Raw genomic sequence first — 18,902 nt, 5'->3', positions numbered from 1 at the left:
CATCCAGCATATCGGCTCGGCCGCCAGCAAGATCCTCAGCACCTCCAGCAGCTCCACACGGGTTTCCAGCGACATGGCCGAGGCGGCCGGACGCCAGCGTGAAGCAGTGGACATGGTCTCCACCGCGTTCCACGAAATGGTCGCCACCGCCAACGAAGTCGCCCGCTCCTGCAGCCAGGCCGCGCAGTCGGCCGACAGCGGCCAGCAGCAAGCCCGCGAAGGCCAGCAGCAGATCGACGCGGCCGTCAACAGCGTCGACCGCCTCAGCCAGGAGATCGAACAGTCGGCCCAGTCGATCCAGCAACTGGAGCGCGACAGTAACGCCATCCAGTCAATCCTCGGCACCATCCGCTCGATTGCCGAACAGACCAACCTGCTGGCACTCAACGCAGCCATCGAAGCGGCCCGCGCCGGCGAACAGGGCCGGGGCTTTGCCGTGGTGGCCGACGAGGTGCGGGCATTGGCCAAGCGCACGGCCGACTCCACGGCGGAAATCGATGGTTTGCTGGGTAACCTGGCCAGCCGCACCGCGCAAGTGGCCGAGCAGATGCATGCCAGCCTTGAAGTGTCGCAGCAGTCGGTCAGCCGCATAGGCCTGGCCCGTGACAGTTTCGGGCAGATTCGCGAGTCGGTGGATATCATTCGCGATATGAACACGCAGATCGCCACGGCGGCGGAAGAGCAGCACCAGGTGGCCGAGGACATCAACCGCCATATCAGCCAGATTCATGGCGATGCGCAGTTGGTGGCGGAACTGGCCCAGGCGGCGCGTCAGGACTCCGAGAGCCTGGCCGGGCTGTCCAATGAACTGGACTCGCTGGTGCGTCGCTTCCGCACCTGAGTTTCGTCTGTCCGGGCCTCTTCGCGGGTTTACCCGCGAGGAGCCCGGCACAGCGGACATCAAAGCCTCAATTCCCCGGGAGTCGCCCCGAACAACTGCTTGAAGGCCGCAATGTACGCCGAGGTTGAATCATAGCCACAACCCAGCGCCGCCTCGGTCACACTCTCCCCCGCCTCCAGCAACGCCAGCGACGACAGTAGCCGCATCCGCTGGCGCCAGTTGCGAAAACTCAACCCGGTCTCGCGCTGGAACAGCCGCATCAAGGTCTTTTCCGAGCATCCCAACTGCACCGCCCACTGCTGCAAGGTCTGCATCTGGTCCGGCGCGGCGATCAGCCCGTTGCACAGCGCCAGCAAGCCGGGGTGCCGCGGCAACGGCAACGAGAACCCCACCTCCGGCAAGGTGCGCAACTGGTCGAGCAACACGGCTACCAGGCGGCCTTCGGCACTGTCACCCTCGGCATATTCAGCCGGGAACAGGCAAAACTGCTTGATCAATTCCCGCGCCAATGCCGTCACTTCCAGCACCCGGCAGTGCACCGGCGCCCAGGGGCAGGCATCACGGCGGATGTACAGGCTGCGCATTTCAGCCTGCCCGGAGGTAACCACTTCATGTTCGGCATCGGCCGGTATCCACACGCCCCACTGCGGTGGGGCGAAGTAGCTGCCATCGTCGGTATACACCCCCAATACTCCGCTGATGGCGTAGGAAAACTGCACCCAGTCATGGCTGTGGCGAGTGGTCCAGGACCCCGCGCCAAGGCTTTCGGCACGGGCATAAAGTGGCCGGGGCAACTGCTCCAGGGCAGGAATGGCGCGCGGATGTCCGATCGTCTGCATAGCGAATTCTTGTAGTGCTGAGCAGACAAGCCTAACAGAGATCAGCAGCGCCCTCCGGTCAACGCTCGACGATCACCGTCACCCCTTGCCCGCCCGCAGCGCAGATGGATATCAAGCCACGTCCTGTCCCCGCCTTTTCCAGCAACTTCGCCAGGTTGGCCAAAATCCGCCCCCCGGTCGCGGCGAACGGGTGGCCTGCCGCCAACGAGCTGCCCTTGACGTTGAGCTTGCTGCGATCAATGGTGCCAAGCGCTGCCGCAAGCCCCAGCTTCTGCCGGCAGTACTCGGCATCCTCCCAGGCCTTGAGGGTGCACAGCACCTGGGCCGCAAAGGCTTCGTGGATTTCGTAGTAATCGAAGTCCTGCAAGGTCAGGCCATTGCGTGCCAGCAGGCGCGGCACTGCGTACACCGGCGCCATCAACAGCCCTTCGCGGCCAGTGACGAAGTCCACCGCAGCGGTTTCGCCATCGACCAGGTAGGCCAGTATCGGCAGGCCCTGTTGTTGAGCCCATTGCTCGCTGCCAAGCAGCACCACCGAGGCGCCATCGGTCAGCGGCGTGGAGTTGCCCGGCGTCAACGTGCCCAGCCCACTGCGGTCGAACGACGGCTTGAGCCTGGCCATCTGCTCCAGAGTCAGGTCAGCGCGCAGGTTGTTGTCTCGCGAAAGGCCCAGGAACGGCATCACCAGGTCATTCTGCCAGCCTTCGCTGTACGAGGCTGCCAAGCGCTGGTGGCTGTGCAGCGTCAGCGCGTCCTGGTCGGCGCGGTCAATCCCCCAGGTTTGCGCCATGCGTTCGCAATGCTCGCCCATCGACAGGCCGGTACGCGGTTCGCCATTGCGCGGCAGTTCAGGTTTCAGATGGCCCGGGCGCAATTGCAGGAACGGCTTGAGCCGCTCAGCCAAGGTCTTGCCGCGATTGGCTTGCAGGAGGATGCGCCGCAGCCCCTCATTGACGCCGATCGGGGCGTCGGACGTGGTGTCCACGCCACCGGCGATACCGCAGTCGATCTGCCCGAGGGCAATCTTGTTGGCCACCAGCAGTGCCGCCTCCAGGCCGGTGCCACAGGCCTGCTGGATGTCGTAGGCGGGCGTTTGCGGCGACAGGCGTGAACCGAGCACGCACTCCCGGGTCAGGCTCATGTCCCGCGAGTGCTTGAGTACCGCCCCGGCCACCACTTCGCCCAGGCGCAGCCCGTGCAGGCGATAACGCTCGATCAGGCCTTCCAGGGCTGCGGTCAGCATCGCCTGATTGCTGGCGGTGGCGTAGGCGCCGTTGGAGCGGGCGAAAGGGATACGGTTGCCGCCCAGGATCGCGACCCGGCGAGTTGAACGCATGCGTTTGCTCCTCCTGAAACAATTTGATCCGTACAGCCTAGGTGTTTTTGCCGCATTCGAACGACCTGGCCACAAACTTGGTCCACACTTGCAAGCTTGCCTTCTGGAGACCCGCACATGAGCGATCGCTATCTCGGCTTTGCCAACTCCCAGCTCGGGCGCCGCCTCGTCGATGCCCTTGGCCTGCCGCGCCCAGCGCCGCTGGAGCGCTGGCAGGCGGGCCGCCTGCGTCCGGTGGAGGGCGCGCTGGTGCTGGGTGGCGGGCCACTGGCGAACCAGGTCGAGGCCATCGCCCCGCGCCTGACCGACACGCTGTTCAGCTTCAATGGCGACGCCTTGCAGGCCCCCGCTTGGGTCGCCGGCCTGGGGCCGAAGCTCAAGGCCGTGGTGTTCGACGCCAGCCATCTGTCCGACAGCGACCAGTTGAAACAATTGCGCGAATTCTTCCAGCCCCTGCTGCGCAGCCTCGCTCCGTGTGCCCACGTGGTGATCCTTGGACGTGCGCCTGAATCGCTCGACGACCCGCTGGCCAGCGTCGCCCAGCGCGCCCTGGAAGGCTTCTGCCGTTCGCTGGCCAAAGAGCTGCGCAACGGCGCTACGGCGCAGTTGCTGTATGTGGCGACGGGCGCTGAAGCTCAGCTCGAAGGGGCCTTGCGCTTCTTCCTGTCACCCAAGAGCGCCTTTGTTTCCGGCCAGGTCCTGCGCCTGCAGGCCTGCGCAGCCCAGGTCGAAGACTGGACCCGCCCGCTCGGTGGCCGTCGCGCGCTGGTCACGGGCGCTGCACGTGGCATCGGCGCCGCCATCGCCGAAACCCTGGCGCGTGATGGCGCCGAAGTGATGCTGCTCGACGTGCCCCAGGCCCAGCAGGAGCTCGACGCCCTCGCCGCACGCCTGGGTGGCAAGGCCTTGGGCCTGGACATTTGCGCCAGCGATGCCGCCGCGAAACTGCTCGAAGCCCTGCCCGAGGGCATCGATATCGTCGTGCACAACGCCGGCATCACCCGCGACAAGACCCTGGCCAACATGACCCCGGAATACTGGGACGCGGTACTGGCAGTCAACCTCAAGGCCCCGCAGGTACTGACCCAAGCCTTGCATGACGGGGGTGCGCTGGGCGACAACGCACGTATTACCCTGCTGGCGTCGGTCAGCGGTATCGCCGGCAACCGCGGCCAGGCCAACTACGCCGCGAGCAAGGCCGGCCTGATCGGCTTCGCCGAGGCCTGGGCGGCGAAGCTTGCCGAGCGCGGCGGCAGCATCAATGCGGTGGCGCCTGGTTTCATCGAAACCCACATGACCGCGGCCATGCCCATTGGCCTGCGCGAGGCCGGGCGGCGCCTGAGTTCACTGGGCCAGGGCGGGCGCCCGCAGGACGTCGCCGAAGCCATCGCCTGGCTTAGCCAGCCAGGCTCTGGCGCGGTCAACGGCCAGGTGCTGCGTGTCTGCGGCCAGGCCTTGATGGGGGCCTGAACATGAGCCGCCAATGGCAAGACGTGCATAGCCCGGACTCACGCGCCAGCCTCTACCTGCGCGCCGCCAGCAAACGCAAGATCGGCGGCGCTACCCTGCCCGCCGGCGGTCTGCGCAGCTTCATCCGAGTGCAGCCCGGCAACCTGGCGGCCTATCGTCGGCTCTGCCATTTCACCGACGATGGCCGCTTGCCTGGCACCTACCCACACATAATGGCGTTCACCCTTCAGTTGCAACTGCTGACCGCCCACGACTTCCCTTTTCCGTTGCTCGGGCTGGTGCACCTGCACAACCGCATCGACGTGCTCCGCCCGCTGGGTGGTATCGACGGGCTGCGCTTTGCGGTGTACGCCGACAATCTGCAGGCCCATGCCAAGGGCGGCACCTTTGACCTGGTCACCGAAGCCGAGGATGGCTTGGGCCTGCTGTGGCGCGAAACCAGCCGTATGCTGGTGCGTGGCCTGAAGCTGGAGGGGCCGTTCGACGAAAGCCAGGTAACCGAGCCTGCGGCGCTGCCGGAGGTCACCCGCTGGTATGCCGACAGTGATATCGGCCGGCGCTACGCCAAGGTCTGTGGTGACTACAACCCGATTCACCTGAGTGCCGTCAGCGCTCGCCTGTTCGGCTTTCCCAAGGCCATCGCCCATGGCATGTGGAGCAATGCCATGGCGCTGGCAGCCCTGCGCACGCACATGCCCAACAGTGGTTATCGCTTCGCGGTGGACTTCCGCAAACCGGTGCGCTTGCCATCGGAGGTTGTCCTGAGCGCCAGCGAAGCGGGGCCGGCGGGTGAACTGAGGCTGGACGGACAGGGTGGGGTGCTGCACATGGTCGGGCGCTGGGCCGTGCTCTAGCACCCTGATTGCACTTGCTTTGCATCGGGCCTGGGCAGAAGCTATGCGGCATTAGGAGACCCAGATGAACCTGCAAGAACTCACCGAACGCCTGCATCGGATCCGCGACAACAATGACTGGCACGGCTTTCACAGCCCGAAGAACCTGGCGATGGCAGCCAGTGTGGAAATGGCCGAGCTGGTGGAAATCTTCCAGTGGCTGAGCGAGGACCAATCGCGCCAGCTGCCCGCCGACCAGCTGGCCCACGCCGGCCAGGAAGTCGGCGACGTGGTGCTCTACCTGTTGCTGCTGTGCAACGAGCTGGGCCTGGACATGGAGCAGGTGGTGCGCGCCAAGCTGGCCGACAGCGAGAGGCGTTTCGCACGATGAATGACCGTCACTTCGACCAACTGGCCACACGCTTTGCCGAAAAGATCTATGGCGGTGCCAAAGGAGCCATTCGCCTCGCCGTGCTCCAGGCCGACCTGGCCGACGCGCTGCCCGACCGACCGTTGCGGGTGCTCGACATCGGCGCCGGCCTGGGTCACATGGCCTTGTGGCTGGCCCAGCGCGGGCACGATGTAACGCTGGCCGAACCCGCCGCGCCGATGTTGGAGGGCGCCCGGGCACGCTTCACAGAAGCGGGCCAATCGGCAACCTTCATCCAGGCGCCCTGGCAAGAGCTGCTTGGCCAGCTCACCGAGCCTTATGACCTGGTGCTCTGCCACGCTGTGCTGGAATGGCTGGCCGAACCGCAGAGCATCCTGCCGGTGCTGCACCAGCTGACCAGCCCGGAGGGCTGGCTGTCGCTGGCGTTCTACAACCGCGATGCGCTGGTCTACCGCAACTTGCTCAAGGGCCATTTCCGCAAGTTGCGCAGCAACCGCCTGGAAGGTGAAAAGCAAAGCCTGACCCCGCAAAAACCGCTTGATCCACGGGAACTGAAGGCGCAACTTGAAGGGGTGTGGCACGTTGAAAGCGAGAGCGGCGTGCGCGTCTTCCATGACTACATGCCCAAGGAATTCCAGGACAAGGCCGAGTTGCTCGACCTGCTGGAAATGGAACTGGCCCACCGCCGTCACCCAAGTTTTGCCGGGCTTGGCCGCTACCTGCACTGGATGTGCCGCCCCCGCTGATTGCGCCCTCCGGGAGGGATACATGCCGTACCGTCCGTTGTGCCTGGCCCTGCTGCCGCTCGCCCTGGCCGCCTGTCAGGCCAGCAACCCCTACGTGGCCAGCAGCCGCCCGCTGCCGCCAGCCCCTGCGCAAGCGGCCAACACCTTCGACGCCAGTGCCTACCCGGCGCCAGCGCGTGACTATGGCCACTACCGCAGCTGGAGCTGGCGTAACGGCCAGCTGCCAAGCGGCAATGCCGACGCCGACCCGGCACAAATCGCCGACGCCGTCAGCGGTGCCCTGGACCAACATGGCCTGCGCCCTGCTCACGGCGCTATCGGCGACCTGCTGGTGAGCGCCGACATGCGCCTGGAACGGCGCCTGCGCCAGGTGCGCGACTATGACTATTACGACCCGTATTACGGCCCGTACCCCTACGGCAGCGTCGGTTTCGGCGGCTACCGCAATGGTTACGGCGCCTACGGCAGCGTGCCGGTCGTACGCACCTACGAAGTGGAGGTGATGGTAGTGCGCATCGACCTGTTCGATGCCCGCAACGGCCAGCCGGTGTGGAGCGCCAGCGCTGAAAGCGGCAGTGACAAAAGTTCGCCGCGCGATCGCGAGACCGCCCTGCGCGAATCGGTTCACAAGGCGCTCAGCGGCTATCCTCCCAGTTAATGCCTAACGGAGAACCATCATGTTGCGCCGCCTCGTTCTACTGTCAATCGCGCTGCTGCTGGCCGCCTGCTCCAGCAACAACGTCCAGCAGGATTTCGACGCCAGCCGCGATTTCGCCGCCTACCGCAGCTGGGCATGGCAGGAACCGGGCCTGCAATATCGCCCGGATGATCCACGCATCAAGAGCGACCTGACCGAGCAACGCATCCGTGCCGCGGTCGCCGACCAGCTCGAGCAGCGTGGCCTGCGCCCGGCCCAGGGCAATGCCCGGCCTGACGTCACCGTCCGTGCCTACCTGATCGTCGAACAGCGCCAGCAGCAGATCACCACCAACTATGGCGGGGCTTGGGGCGGCTACTGGAACGGCTATTGGGGCGGGCCGATGTACAACGAAACCCGCAGTGTCGATTACAAGGTGGCTACCATCCAGATCGACATGTTCGATGGCCGTGACGGCAAGCTGGTCTGGCGCGGCAGTGCCGAACAGATCATGAACAATTACCCGCCTAGCCCCGACGAGCGTAACAGCGCCATTCAGAAGACCGTTGCCCAGGTGCTCGGCAACTACCCGCCGGGCCGGGTGAAGTAAGCCCGTCGCAGGGGCCGCTTCGCGGCCCTTCTTGCGACACAGGGCCGCTCCTGCAACGACCTTTTTGCCAGTCGGCCATGCCCGTTCGTCAGATCGCGTCTACCCTGATTAGGAAACCTGACTGATCGGGTAGCAGTGTTCAACGAATGGGAAAGGCGGCCTGCCGATGCAAAGCATTGTTCTCCTGATGTGGCTTGCCTTGTGCACCGAACAAGATATCCGCGAACGCCAGATCGCCAATATGCTGACCCTGGGTTTCGCCGCTGGCGCGCTGGTCTGGCTGTTTGCCACGGGCCACTCATGGATCGGCGCCGATGCCAGCGACGCTGGCTGGGCTCTGGCCATAGTCATGCTGCTGACGCTGCCAGGCTACATGCTGGGCCGCTTCGGCGCTGACGACGTCAAGCTGATGGGAGCGCTGGCGCTTGCTACCAGCCCGCAATACGTGCTCGGCACCTTCATCGGAGCCGGGGTCAGCGTGGTGCTCTGGTTGCTGACCCGCAGGCGCCTGTGGACGCTGCTCAACCCCAAGGTGAAGAAGCGCCTGGCCACACTCACAGAAGAAATGGGCGACAAACAAGCCTTCGTGCCTTACGTGCTGGCAGGCTTTTTATTGACTGCCGTATGGATCCAATGAGCGTTCACAGGGTCCGATCACTTGTACAAGACTTGTACGGAATCGCAGGCAGCGTCTATTTTTAAGCTGCCAGAGCGTCTGGCTCGGGGAGCCGGGGTCATTTACGAACAGGGAGTTGATCGTGACCAAGTCAATGAGTGATGTGAAAGTTCTGGTGGTGGATGACCAGCCGCTGATCGTCGAACAATTGTGTGAATTCCTTCTGTCCCAGGGCCACCCTTGCGTTGCGGCCCACTCCACCGACGAAGCCATCGAACGGTTCAGCGCCGACGACGCGATTGGCCTGGTGTTGTGCGACCTGCACATGCCCAATCGCGATGGCATCGAGCTCATGCAGGCACTCAAGGACATTGCCGGGCGCCAGCGCATGTTCGAAGCCATCATGCTCACCGGGCGCGCCGACAAGCAGGACGTGATCCGTGCCCTGCGTGAAGGTTTCGCCGATTACTACCAGAAGCCCATGGACTTCGACGAACTGCTCGAGGGCGTGCGCCGTCAGGAACAAGTGCTACTGGAGCGCAGGTCCAATCTCCAGGACCTGGGCAACCTCAACCAACGCCTGCAGGACCTGGCCGGTTCCATCGACGAGCTGTATCAGGACCTGGAAAAAGCCCGAGGCCAGGGCGTTCACCGCCGCGCCACCGATGCCGCCGAAGAGCCCGAAGGCGAGCTGCCGGCAGCGTTCGAGAAGCTGTCTCCGCGGCAACTGGAGGTCGCCCGGCTGGTAAGCAAGGGCAAGACCAACTACCAGATTGCCTGCGAACTGGGGATCACCGAGAACACTGTGAAGTTGTATGTGTCGCAAGTGTTGCGTTTGACCCACATGCACAACCGCACCCAACTGGCGTTGGCGTTGACGCCAAGTTCGTCTCCTGTTCACCAGCGGTTTACCACGCACTAAGCGTTTCCCAGGCGTTTCATGAGGCCGCTATCGCCTGGATTCACTCCAACCAGTAGCTGAAGCTCACCGTCCAGCGTGGGCTTCTGCTCATGCTGTCCAAGGCCACATCGGCCAGTGGCTTGGCCACCTCCAGCGCCACGTTGCCGTACCGCCCCTCCCCCAGCCGCACACCCAACGCCACGGAACGCATCCTGGCATCTTCGAGTGGTCCGCCGTTGTACCAGGCCTGCGCAGCATCCAGCAGCACATACGGCTGCATCAGCCGCACCCAGCCAGCGCCAGGCGTAATACTGTAGTTCAGCTCGTAGGCGACACCCCAGCCCTTGTCACCCGCCGCCTGATCCTGCGGGTAGCCATGACCGAAATGCTGCCCGCCGAAGACCGCATGCTCACTGTCGGGCAGCCGGTCATCGGTCCAGTACAAGGCGCCTGACAGCACGCCTTGCCAGCGTTGCGACAGCGGGTCGCTCTGCAACCCGGCCACGCGAAAACGCAGGAAGTCCATGTCGTAATCCGCATCGGTGCGAGCGCCCAGGTAATCCAGCCCCTGATACACCCCGGCGCTGACCCTGCGAAACCGCCCGCCCTCGACCTTGCGCCAATCGCCTTCGAACGACAGCGCACGTACAGAGGTGTCGATGCGTGCCCGGCCGCCGTAGAGCGCTTCGTCATGCTCACTGACCGCATACACATGCCCTGTCACCGCCAGCCATTCATCGGCCGTGACGATCACCGGTTGGCCAAGCCCGATTGCATAACGCTCGCTTTCAATCCGTTGGAAAAACTGCGAACCATGTTCCACACGCACAGGTGTGCCTGGCTCGCTGCGGTAGCGAGCGGCTGAAAGCAGCAGCTGGCTGCCTTGTGCGTCCAGGTGCTGGCTGTAGTCCAGGCGCTGGTAATGGCTGTGGTCATCTCCCGGTGGCAGCAGCACGCTGGCCGTCAACTGCTCGGCAAAACGCGTCTGGGCATTGCTGGACACCTTGAACAACCCCTGCGGGCCATCGCGGCTGCCATCGCTGAACGCCACGGCCATATCGAAGGGCTTGCGCCAGGCCCGCACGGTAAGCTGCGCGGCCCCATCACTGTGCTCCGCCCGACCCAGGACAGCCTGCAACGTCACACCGGGAATGCGCTGGGCCAGGCCGATGAAGCGGTCGAGCGTCGCCTGGGTCAGAGGGCGCTCCGCCCGCACGTGCTCCAGCAGCGCCTCGAGGTAGGCGCCAGCGGGCCCGACATCGCCTTGCCGTCGAACGTCATGGACATACCCCTCGACCAATACGACATGCACGCGGCCATCGGCAAAATCCTGATCCGGCAGGTACGCCTGCGATAGCAGGTAGCCGTCGCGCTGGTAGCGCTGGGTCAGCCGTTCGGTGAACTGCTGCAGCTCGCCAACACTCACTTCACGGCCAATCAAGGGCTGGTAATGCTCGCGCAATTCGCTCAACGGGTAGACCGTCCCGCCCTCGAAGCGCACCTTGTGCAGCACGAAACGCGTCGCCCGTGTCGGCGTCCCGGTGGCGATCACGGGCGGCGCCAGGAGCGGGTCCGCAGCACGGGGGCGGTAGGCGTCGATCGGCAGATTCGCGCTGGGCAGGCGGCGCTCGTATTCATGGCCGTCGAGAAACACCGGCAATGGCTCGGCAACCAGCAGACTGGCCCAGGGCGACAGCAGCAGGGGCATCAGCAGAAGACGCATAGGTCGCTCAACAATCCCTTGGGTACCGGGGCGTCGCCGGCCTCGCCCGTCACTTGCAAGCGTAGGTGTTGCCCTGGTAAACGTCGAACCCTACTCGTTGACCTGGAACGCCACCCGTGCCGTTTCTCCACTTTCGTCCAAGGCACTGAGTTCGAACTGCCCGGCCTGGTCGAACCGCACCAGCATGCTGCCCTGCCCTTCGCTTTCGCCCAGCGGCTGGCCGTTGAGGAACCACCAGCGCCGCCCGCCGCCGCCAAGGGCAGACACCTGCAACTGCAAGGGTTCACTGCTGGTGGCTGGGCGCCGCAGGTGGTCGCCGGGGCGCACGCCGACGATGGACAGCGGCGGCGCGCTGGCCGGTACCTGTGGCGGACAGCTCGGGTCCACCGTCGGCAGCCGCGCAGCACGCCGCTCGACGCGTGGCAACCAAGGCTCCAGCGGCGCTGGCCACAAAGCGATGTCGAGCGCCTTGGCCCCGGGGCAACTGCCGTCCACGCGCAGGCCCTGGGCATTGACCCAGATGCTTTCGCGCAGCCCCAGGCCGAGCGGCTGGTCGGCGGCCTGCAAGGTGGGAGGCGTGGTGCCATCGAGGGTCCAGGCAAAGCGCTGGCGCCGGCAGTTCGGGTCCTGCCGGTTCATGGGCTGGCCCAGCGGCCAGCAGATGGCCGCCACCCCGACACTGTCCGGCACGCGTTCCACTGGCTGCCGGATGCCTCGCTGGCTGTCGCGGTTGCTCAGCAGGTCATGCACTTGCAGCATCAGCGGGGCCGCCGAGGCCAGGCCGAACTGCCCGGGCACGGGCGTGCCGTCAGGGCGACCGATCCAGACACCGATCAGGTAGCGCGGCCCGACGCCAATCGACCAGGCATCGCGGAAGCCATAGCTGGTGCCGGTCTTCCAGGCCAGTTGTGGGCGCTGTACCAGTTCGGCATGCGGGTCGCGGTCGGGCCGCGCCTGGCCGCTGAGGATGCGCCGGATGATCCAGGCCGCGCCTGGCGACATCAACTGGCGCTCCAGCAAGGGATCCTGCGGTTGCAGGCGCACCTGCGCACTGTTGCCACCCCGGGCCAGTGCCGCATAGCCGCCGACCAGGTCCTCCAGGCGGCTGCCGGCACCGCCCAGAATCAATGCCAGGTTGGGCTCGGCCAACGGCGGCAGCGCCAACGGCACGCCGGCCATGCGTAACTGCGCGGCGAAGCGCTTGGGGCCATAGGCTTCGAGCAATTGCACCGCTGGCAAGTTGAGCGACAGCGCCAGCGCTGAACTGGCGGAGACCGGGCCGCTGAAGCCCATCGAGAAATTGCCGGGGCGATAGTCGCCGTAGCGCCGCGGCACATCCTGCAACAGCGATTCGGAGTGAATCAGGCCATCATCCATGGCCAGACCGTACAGAAACGGCTTGAGCGTCGAGCCTGGCGAGCGTAATGAGCGGACCATGTCGACATGGCCAAAACGGCGCTCGTCGTTCAGGTCGATCGAGCCCAGGTAAGCGCGTACCGCCATGGTCTGGGCCTCGACCACCAGGATCGCCGCCGAGGTGCGCTCCGGCAAGCGCGCCCGCCAACCCAGCAACAGGTCTTCCAGGCGCCGTTGCAACGAGGCGTCGAGGGTGGTGCGAATCAACGTCGGGCTGTCAGCGGTGTACAGCCGCCGCGCCAGCAACGGAGCCAGTGCGGGTTCCTGACGCGGGGCCAGCAGCAATGGCTCCTCAACCGCCTCCTTGATCTGTTGCGCCGGCCACACCTGGTACTCGTCCAGGCGCTGCAGCACCTTGTCGCGGGCGCGTTGGGCACGCGCCGGGTGGCGGTCCGGGCGCAAGCGGCTCGGTGCCTGCGGCAACACCGCCAGCAGGGCAGCTTCGGCGGGTGTCAGCTGCTGCGGCGACTTGCCCAGGTAAGCCCAGCTGGCCGCTGCCACGCCCTGCAAGGTACCGCCGAACGGCGCACGGTTCAGGTAGATCTGCAGGATCTCGCGCTTGGACAGGTGCCACTCCAGTTGCGCAGTGCGCCACAGCTGCCGCAGCTTGCCGGCCAAGGTGCGATCATGCGGGTCGAGCAGGCGGGCAACCTGCATCGACAACGTGCTGCCGCCGGACACTACCCGCCCACCGCGCAGGTTGAGCCAGACCGCCCGCGCCAGCGCCAGCGGGTTGACCCCCGGGTGCTGGTAGAACCAGCGGTCTTCGTAGGTCAACAGGGCCTGCAGGTAAAGGGGCGAAACATCCTCCGGGCTGACCGGATAGCGCCACACCCCATCGGCATCGGCAAAACGCCACAATGGAGTGCCGTCTTCAGCCAGCACTACCCTTGCCAGGTCGTTGCCCGGCAACGGTAGCGGCCAGATGCGGTCGGCCAGCCACAACAGGCCGAGCAACAACAGGATGCTGACCGCGGCAGCACGCACGAGCCTTCCCGCTCGGGTACGCGGCCGCGCTAAGCTTGGCATCGGGAACCGACCTGGCCAGGTAGTGGCCAAAGGCTTGGGAACGGCAAACGTGCCGATTCGTTCATCAGGAAGCAACTATGCATGTAGAAGGTTTTTTCGAGTGGCTTGGCCAGGCACTGGGGTCGTTGATCCGCTTCATCGTCGACGCCTTGAGCGGCCTGTTCAACCTGCTGGCCAACGCCGGGGGCAATTTCATCGATGGCCTGGCACGCACGTTGGGCATGGACACCTCGCTCCTCAGCATCCTCGCCCTGATCATCGGCCTGATGCTGCTGTACTCGGCGATCCGCGCCTTCATGCGTGCTTCGATCATCCTCGGGATCATCTGGCTGATGCTGGGGCTGTGGGTGATGAGCTGGGTGATTCATTGACATTGAACTGCCCGGCGCGGACCTGTGGGAGCGGCCTTGTGTCGCGAAAGGGCTGCGCAGCAGCCCCAGGATCTCAGCTCCGTAGCTTGAAATGCCGGGGCCGCTTTGCGGCCCTTTCGCGACACAAGGCCGCTCCCACATAGTCCGTGCAAGGCAGGTGCTTAGCGGGCTTTTACAGTCATCTCCCCTTGCCCATCCCCCACGGCCTGCAGGTTCGGCCGGTACATCGACTCCACTTGTGGCGGCGGCACCCGGTAAGTGCCCGGGGTCACCGCACGCGCCAGGTACAACAGGTGCGTGGTGCCATAGCCGTCGAGCTTGAGGGCCGCCACGTAGCGGTCATCACGGTACTCCTGATGCACCACGCTGGCGTTCTGCATCGACTCGCGCCACTGCTTCACCGCGCTGCTGGCGTTGTCCAGGCTGGCAGCGCTCTGGGCCAGGTTCTGGTTCTCCAGTTCCAGGCCGGCAGGCAGCAGGTCAACCACCAAGGCATCCGGCACGCGATCGCTGGTCTTGAGCGCCAGGTGCACCAGCACCAGGTCGCCACTGCGCAGGTTATGCAGGTCCAGCGGCTGGCCATTCATGCCCAGGTAGTCGCGGCGAATCTCCATGCCGTTGCCACCGGCAGCAGGCGCCTGGCGTGGATAGCCCGACAGGGTCAGTTGCTGGTAGAGCGTTTCGCTGCCCTCGTTCTGCACAGTCAGAGGCGAGGCCAGCAACGGCCCCTCGAGCTTCATGCCCGCCTCGACATTATTGAACTCACGCACCTCACCGGCACTGTCCAGGCGCGCCTTCCACGGCGCTTCCGGCTTGCCCAGCAGCCCACGGCCGGCCAGGTACAAGGCATTGCGTTCCTGGGTCGACAGCCAACGGTTGGCCGCCAGCTCGTCCGACAGGGCGAACAGGCGCTGGTCGACCTGGTTGCTGGCCAGCTTGCTTTCCTGCAGCAGCGCCAGGATCAGCGCCTGGTCGCGCAGGCTGCTGCCATAGTCGGCCATCCAGCCCTTGCTGCGGCTGATGCCCAGGCCCGCCTGCAGCGCCTGCTCGGCACGCGGCTTGTCGCCCATGGCGTCCAGCGCTACCGCCAGTTGCACCAGCGGCAGGCCGGAGCGGGCATCGGCGCGGCGCTCGAACAGGCTGCGCAGGGCACCCAGCGGTGCTTGCTGGCTGCGCGACAGCACCAGCGCAGCATAGGCTTGTACGGCAAAGCGGGTGTGCTCGGCATTTTCGCTGTAGTCGACTTCGATCAGATTGCGTTCCTGCAAGTAGCGCAACAGGCGTTCGTTGGCCTTCTTCAAGGCCTCGGCCGGCACGCCGTAGCCCTGGTCGCGGGCTCGCAGCAGGAAGTCGGTGACATAGGCGGTCAGCCAGTACTCTTCTTCACTGTCCGAGCTCCACAGGCCAAAGCTGCCGTTGTAGCGCTGCATGCCCAGCAGATGCTCGATGCCCATCTCGATCTTGCGCTTGCGCACCTCGGCCGGCTCGCCCTTGATACCCAGGCGCTTGAGGCTGGCCGCATCGGCGTACAGTGAGGGGTAGAGGCCGCTGGTAGTCTGCTCCAGGCAGCCGTAAGGGTAAGCTTCGAGGGCGCGGATCTGTTCGGCGAGGTTCAGTGGCGGGCGGCTCGACAGCGCCAGGCTGGCTTCCAGGCCGGCCGGCTCGAAGGCGGCCAGGTCGCTTTCCGGAAGGGTCCATGGCTGGTCCTTGAGGGCCACACGGTAATGCTTGAGCAGCGCCGGGTAGGCCGGGCGCACGCCCAGCGTCCATTCCCGTTCGAAGGTGTTTGCCGGTTCGCCTGTCAGTTGCAGGCCATTGACCCGCACCCGCACCTTGCCCTGCCCCAGCCCACCCTGGGCTTGCACCGGGATAAGCAGCGTGCTGCGCTGGCCTTCGGCCAGGGCGACAGTCTGCTGGGCGCTGGCCGTCAGGCTCAGCTGGCCCTCGGCGAGGATCTCGACACTCAGCTGCTGGGCACGCCCCGACAGGTTTGCCAAGTCCAGCGCCAGGCTGGTGCGGTCACCACCCGCCAGGAAGCGCGGCGCCGACAGCTCGGCGATCAGCGGCGCGGCCACCACCGTCTTGCCTTCGGCCATGCCGAAGTGCTCGTCGGTCCAGGCCTGGGCCATCAGCCGCAACTCGCCATTGAAGTCCGGAATATCGACGCTCGCCTCGCCTTCGCCCTGGTCGTTCAGGGTCACCGGCAGGCTTTGCTGGGCAACGATGGTCACCGTGGTATTGGGGCGCTTGCCACCCTTGGCCATCGCCGCGTCACCGCCAAAGGCCAGGCTGGCCAAGCGGCCCTGGCCGGCCTCGATCAGCTGGCCGTAGATGTCCAGCTGGTCGGCACCGTAGGCCTTGCGACCGAACAGGCTGGCGAACGGGTCGGGGGTCTTGAAATCGGTGATGTTGAGGATACCCACGTCGACGGCAGACAGCAGCACGTGCACCTGCTTCGGCACGCTGCCGTCGGCATTGGCGGCCTTGATCTTCACCGTCAGCGGCTGTTTGGGCCGCATCTTCTCAGGCGCCTGCAGGCTGACCGCCAGCTTGCGCTCGGCACGCGCCAGTGGCAGGTGCAGCACGCCGACGGCGCGCTTGGGCGTGGCATTGGCCTTGCGTTCACCCGGGCGGATCACCAGCGCGCTGATGTACAGGTCGTGGCGCGCCCACTGCTTGTCCAGTTGCACATCGAACGTCTTGCCTTCGGCGGGTACGTCGATTTCCTGCCACCAAAGCGGGCCATCACTGGATTCGACCATCAGGTAGCCGCTGCCGGCCGCAGGTGGGGTCACGGTGACCTTGGCGGTAGCACCGTCGGCGTAGGCCGGTTTGTCCAGCGCCAGCTTCACCTGGTCTGGCCGCACCGCGCCGCCTTCGGCGTTGTCCTGGGCGCGGTATCCGGCCCAGAAGCGCTCGCTGGAAACCAGCCCGGTCTCAGGGTCTTCCACCTCGACCCGGTACGGGCCCCATTCCACCTGGAAGCTCAGTTTGGCAGTGGAGCCGGCCTTGACGCTGACCGTCTCCTCGCTCTGGGTGAGGAATTTCTCGTTGTAGTCGTAGCTCCAGCCATCGCTCTGCGAGTAGTTCCAGTAGTAATCGCGACGCTCACGGATCAGGCGCACCTTCAGGTCATTGGCGGCGAGCTTGTTGCCTTTACGGTCGGCCACGAGCACTTCGAATTCGACCGGCCCGTCGCTGTCGGTTTCCTCGCCGTCGAACAGGCCGCGCAGGCCGGGCAAGCGTTCGGCAGGCCAGATCGGCTGTTCGAGGCGGCGGGTGATCGGCCGGCCGCCGGATTCCTGCAGGCTGGCCTGTACGGTCAGTTGCAACGGCGAGCGTGCTTCGCTCCAACGGCTCTCGATATCGACCACTGCCTTGCCGGCCTGGTCGAGGGTGACTTCGTCGAGTTCCAGGTCCTGGGCCAATTCGGTTTCGGTCACGGAGCCGAACTGGTAGCCCGGCAGCGCCTGCACCGCTTCGCGCAGCGGGCGCACATAGGCTTGGCCACTCAGGCGATTGCCGGCAGCGGGCGCACCGTAGAGGTAGCGGCCATTGACCTGGATACGCGCATCCTCATCGGGCGATAACGGCGTATCGCTGCCCTTGAGTTCAAGCGCCAGGCGCTCGGGGAGGAAGTCTTCGACCAGGAATTCATAAACCTGCTTGCGACCGCCCCCCAGGTCGAGCAGCAGCTGCCAACGGCCAGTCGGCGCCTCCGTGGCCAGCTGCAACTGATATTGATACAGACCACTGGCGTCAGCTTCCCAGACGAACTTGCGGCTGACCTGCTCATCCGGGCGGCGCACCTCGACGCTGACCGGCTGGGCCTTCACCGGCTTGCCATCCTGGTCGCGCAGCAGGCCGTTGAGCAGCACCGTTTCACCCGGGCGGTAGAGATCGCGCGGGCCGAAAATGAAGAATTGCAGCGGGTTGGCCTGGGGGCCGGTGATGTCGAACTCGGCCAGGTCCAGGGCCGCGGTGTTCAGCCGCAGCAGGGTGGTGTGCACGCCTTGGGTAGCGATCAGCGTATCGGCCTTGGCCGTGATCGGCAGTTGGGCATGGCCGGCGCCATCGGTCTTGGCCTGGGCCAGCAGCTTGCCCTTGTCGTCATGCAGTTCGAGGTTGACGTCCTTGAGCGCCTTGCCGCCTTCCAGGGCCTGGGCGAACACATCCAGACGGTCACGGTAGCGGTGGGCGGATACGCCGATGTCGCTGAGGGTGAACAGCGTCGCCGGCTGTGAATAGTCATAGGTACCCGAGGCGCGCATCACGGCCAGGTACACACCGGGCTCCTGCAGCGGCTTGATGCCTGCAATCGGCAGCAGCACGGTCTCGCGGGTGTTGCGCGCCGGGTTCAGGTCGAAGCGGCCGCTGTAGACCAGCTCGGCCATGTCCAGGGTTTCCTTGGACTGGTAGTAGTACAGGCTGCTGTTGCGGCCCCAGTTGGCGAGGAAGGTCGAGAGCATCTCTGGCTTGACCCGGAAGAACTCGACATCGACCTTCGGCACGTTCAGCGCGATCACCGGCAGGCCTTCGGCCAGGCGCGTGGGCAGCAACGAACCGCGGCTGGCGAAGCCGACGGTGGCTTGCATGTCGCGGGTTTCCAGGCGGCTCACGGACTCACTGTCGAGCTTGTTGCCGTTGACGGCCAGCAGGCCCTTGTCGACGGTCAGCACCAGCTTGCGCTGCGGCTCGAGGTGGCGCAGGCGCAATTCCATCTGGTTGTCGGAGAGTTCCCAGGCACCATCGACCTTGCCTTTGACCGTATCGACCAGGTGCACCTTGGCGGCGAAGTCCTGCTTGGCGTCCAGCGGGGCCGAGAAGCTGATCGACAGGGTACTGGCGCCATCGAGTTGCACTTCAGAGACGTCCAGCACGCTGAGCTCGCGCCCCTCATAGCGTTTGGCGAGGACGGCAGGGTCTTCTCGCTTGGCCGCGGGGGCCTCGACCGCAGCGCTTGCGGCCGGTTTTTCGGGGGACGCGGGCTTGTCCGGCGTCGAGGAATCACAGGCACTGAGCAGGGCCAGCGCGCAGGCCAGCAACAATCCTTTGTTGAGCATGGAGTGGTAACTCTTTGGCAGCGTGTACGTAAGGGCAGCAACTATAGCGCAACGGCGCGTCCGGGAGTTTCGTCGATGCG

The 18,902-nt window shown here is 65.4% G+C and carries 15 protein-coding genes; 10 read left to right on the top strand and 5 right to left on the bottom strand.

Going from position 1 to position 18,902, the window contains the following annotated elements:
• Positions 1-73 precede the first annotated feature (73 nt).
• Positions 74-841, top strand: coding sequence for a methyl-accepting chemotaxis protein (locus tag HU738_RS26415; protein WP_371260277.1), 768 nt, complete (start codon positions 74-76; stop codon positions 839-841).
• Between the two features lie 59 nt (positions 842-900).
• On the opposite strand, the gene HU738_RS22315 is transcribed toward HU738_RS26415, so the two are convergent.
• Entirely contained in the window at positions 901-1,680 is a 780-nt protein-coding gene (locus tag HU738_RS22315; RefSeq protein WP_186604112.1) for an AraC family transcriptional regulator, read from the bottom strand.
• Positions 1,681-1,738: 58 nt separating this feature from the next.
• Positions 1,739-3,016, bottom strand: coding sequence for an acetyl-CoA C-acetyltransferase (locus HU738_RS22310; protein WP_186604114.1), 1,278 nt, complete (start codon positions 3,014-3,016; stop codon positions 1,739-1,741).
• Positions 3,017-3,133: 117 nt separating this feature from the next.
• Between HU738_RS22310 and HU738_RS22305 the strand changes: the two genes are divergently transcribed.
• From HU738_RS22305 to HU738_RS22270, 8 genes are all read left to right on the top strand, one after another.
• The gene (locus HU738_RS22305; protein ID WP_186604116.1) at positions 3,134-4,486 is read left to right on the top strand and encodes a 3-oxoacyl-ACP reductase; all 1,353 of its coding nucleotides are present in this window, start codon (positions 3,134-3,136) and stop codon (positions 4,484-4,486) included.
• A gap of 2 nt (positions 4,487-4,488) precedes the next feature.
• On the top strand, positions 4,489-5,340 hold the full coding sequence (locus HU738_RS22300) for a MaoC family dehydratase (RefSeq protein WP_186604118.1): 852 nt from the start codon (positions 4,489-4,491) through the stop codon (positions 5,338-5,340).
• 64 nt (positions 5,341-5,404) lie between these two features.
• Complete coding sequence (locus HU738_RS22295) at positions 5,405-5,710, top strand: MazG-like family protein (RefSeq protein ID WP_186604120.1); 306 nt, start codon at positions 5,405-5,407, stop codon at positions 5,708-5,710.
• Positions 5,707-6,456, top strand: coding sequence for a methyltransferase domain-containing protein (locus tag HU738_RS22290; protein ID WP_186604121.1), 750 nt, complete (start codon positions 5,707-5,709; stop codon positions 6,454-6,456). The genes HU738_RS22295 and HU738_RS22290 overlap by 4 nt, the downstream gene beginning before the upstream one ends.
• A gap of 22 nt (positions 6,457-6,478) precedes the next feature.
• A complete protein-coding gene (locus HU738_RS22285; RefSeq protein WP_176509634.1) occupies positions 6,479-7,114 on the top strand; it encodes a DUF4136 domain-containing protein in 636 nt (211 codons plus the stop codon).
• Positions 7,115-7,133: 19 nt separating this feature from the next.
• A complete protein-coding gene (locus HU738_RS22280) occupies positions 7,134-7,703 on the top strand; it encodes a DUF4136 domain-containing protein (RefSeq protein ID WP_186604123.1) in 570 nt (189 codons plus the stop codon).
• Positions 7,704-7,869: 166 nt separating this feature from the next.
• Entirely contained in the window at positions 7,870-8,340 is a 471-nt protein-coding gene (locus HU738_RS22275) for an A24 family peptidase (RefSeq protein WP_186604125.1), read from the top strand.
• Positions 8,341-8,473: 133 nt separating this feature from the next.
• Positions 8,474-9,241 (top strand): response regulator transcription factor, encoded by a 768-nt coding sequence (locus tag HU738_RS22270; protein WP_186604175.1) that lies wholly within the window; start codon positions 8,474-8,476, stop codon positions 9,239-9,241.
• A gap of 40 nt (positions 9,242-9,281) precedes the next feature.
• Here HU738_RS22270 and HU738_RS22265 read toward each other — a convergent pair whose 3' ends face one another.
• Both HU738_RS22265 and pbpC read right to left on the bottom strand, forming a co-directional pair.
• The gene (locus HU738_RS22265; RefSeq protein WP_186604127.1) at positions 9,282-10,943 is read right to left on the bottom strand and encodes a ShlB/FhaC/HecB family hemolysin secretion/activation protein; all 1,662 of its coding nucleotides are present in this window, start codon (positions 10,941-10,943) and stop codon (positions 9,282-9,284) included.
• A gap of 90 nt (positions 10,944-11,033) precedes the next feature.
• Positions 11,034-13,388 carry a peptidoglycan glycosyltransferase PbpC gene (gene pbpC / locus HU738_RS22260; protein WP_186604130.1) on the bottom strand — a complete coding sequence of 785 codons (2,355 nt, stop codon included), beginning with the start codon at positions 13,386-13,388 and terminating at the stop codon, positions 11,034-11,036.
• A gap of 77 nt (positions 13,389-13,465) precedes the next feature.
• Here pbpC and HU738_RS22255 point away from each other — a divergent pair, with 77 nt between their 5' ends.
• Positions 13,466-13,759 carry a hypothetical protein gene (locus tag HU738_RS22255; protein WP_176509638.1) on the top strand — a complete coding sequence of 98 codons (294 nt, stop codon included), beginning with the start codon at positions 13,466-13,468 and terminating at the stop codon, positions 13,757-13,759.
• A 161-nt stretch (positions 13,760-13,920) separates the two neighbouring features.
• Here HU738_RS22255 and HU738_RS22250 read toward each other — a convergent pair whose 3' ends face one another.
• Positions 13,921-18,822: an alpha-2-macroglobulin family protein gene (locus HU738_RS22250; RefSeq protein WP_186604132.1), complete on the bottom strand. Its 4,902-nt coding sequence runs from the start codon at positions 18,820-18,822 to the stop codon at positions 13,921-13,923.
• Between the last annotated feature and the right edge of the window lie 80 nt (positions 18,823-18,902).

It is taken from the genome of Pseudomonas vlassakiae, assembly GCF_014269035.2.
Lineage (GTDB): Bacteria > Pseudomonadota > Gammaproteobacteria > Pseudomonadales > Pseudomonadaceae > Aquipseudomonas > Aquipseudomonas vlassakiae.
Note: the sequence above shows the minus strand (reverse complement) of the source record. Positions and strands in the feature narration are given on the sequence as shown.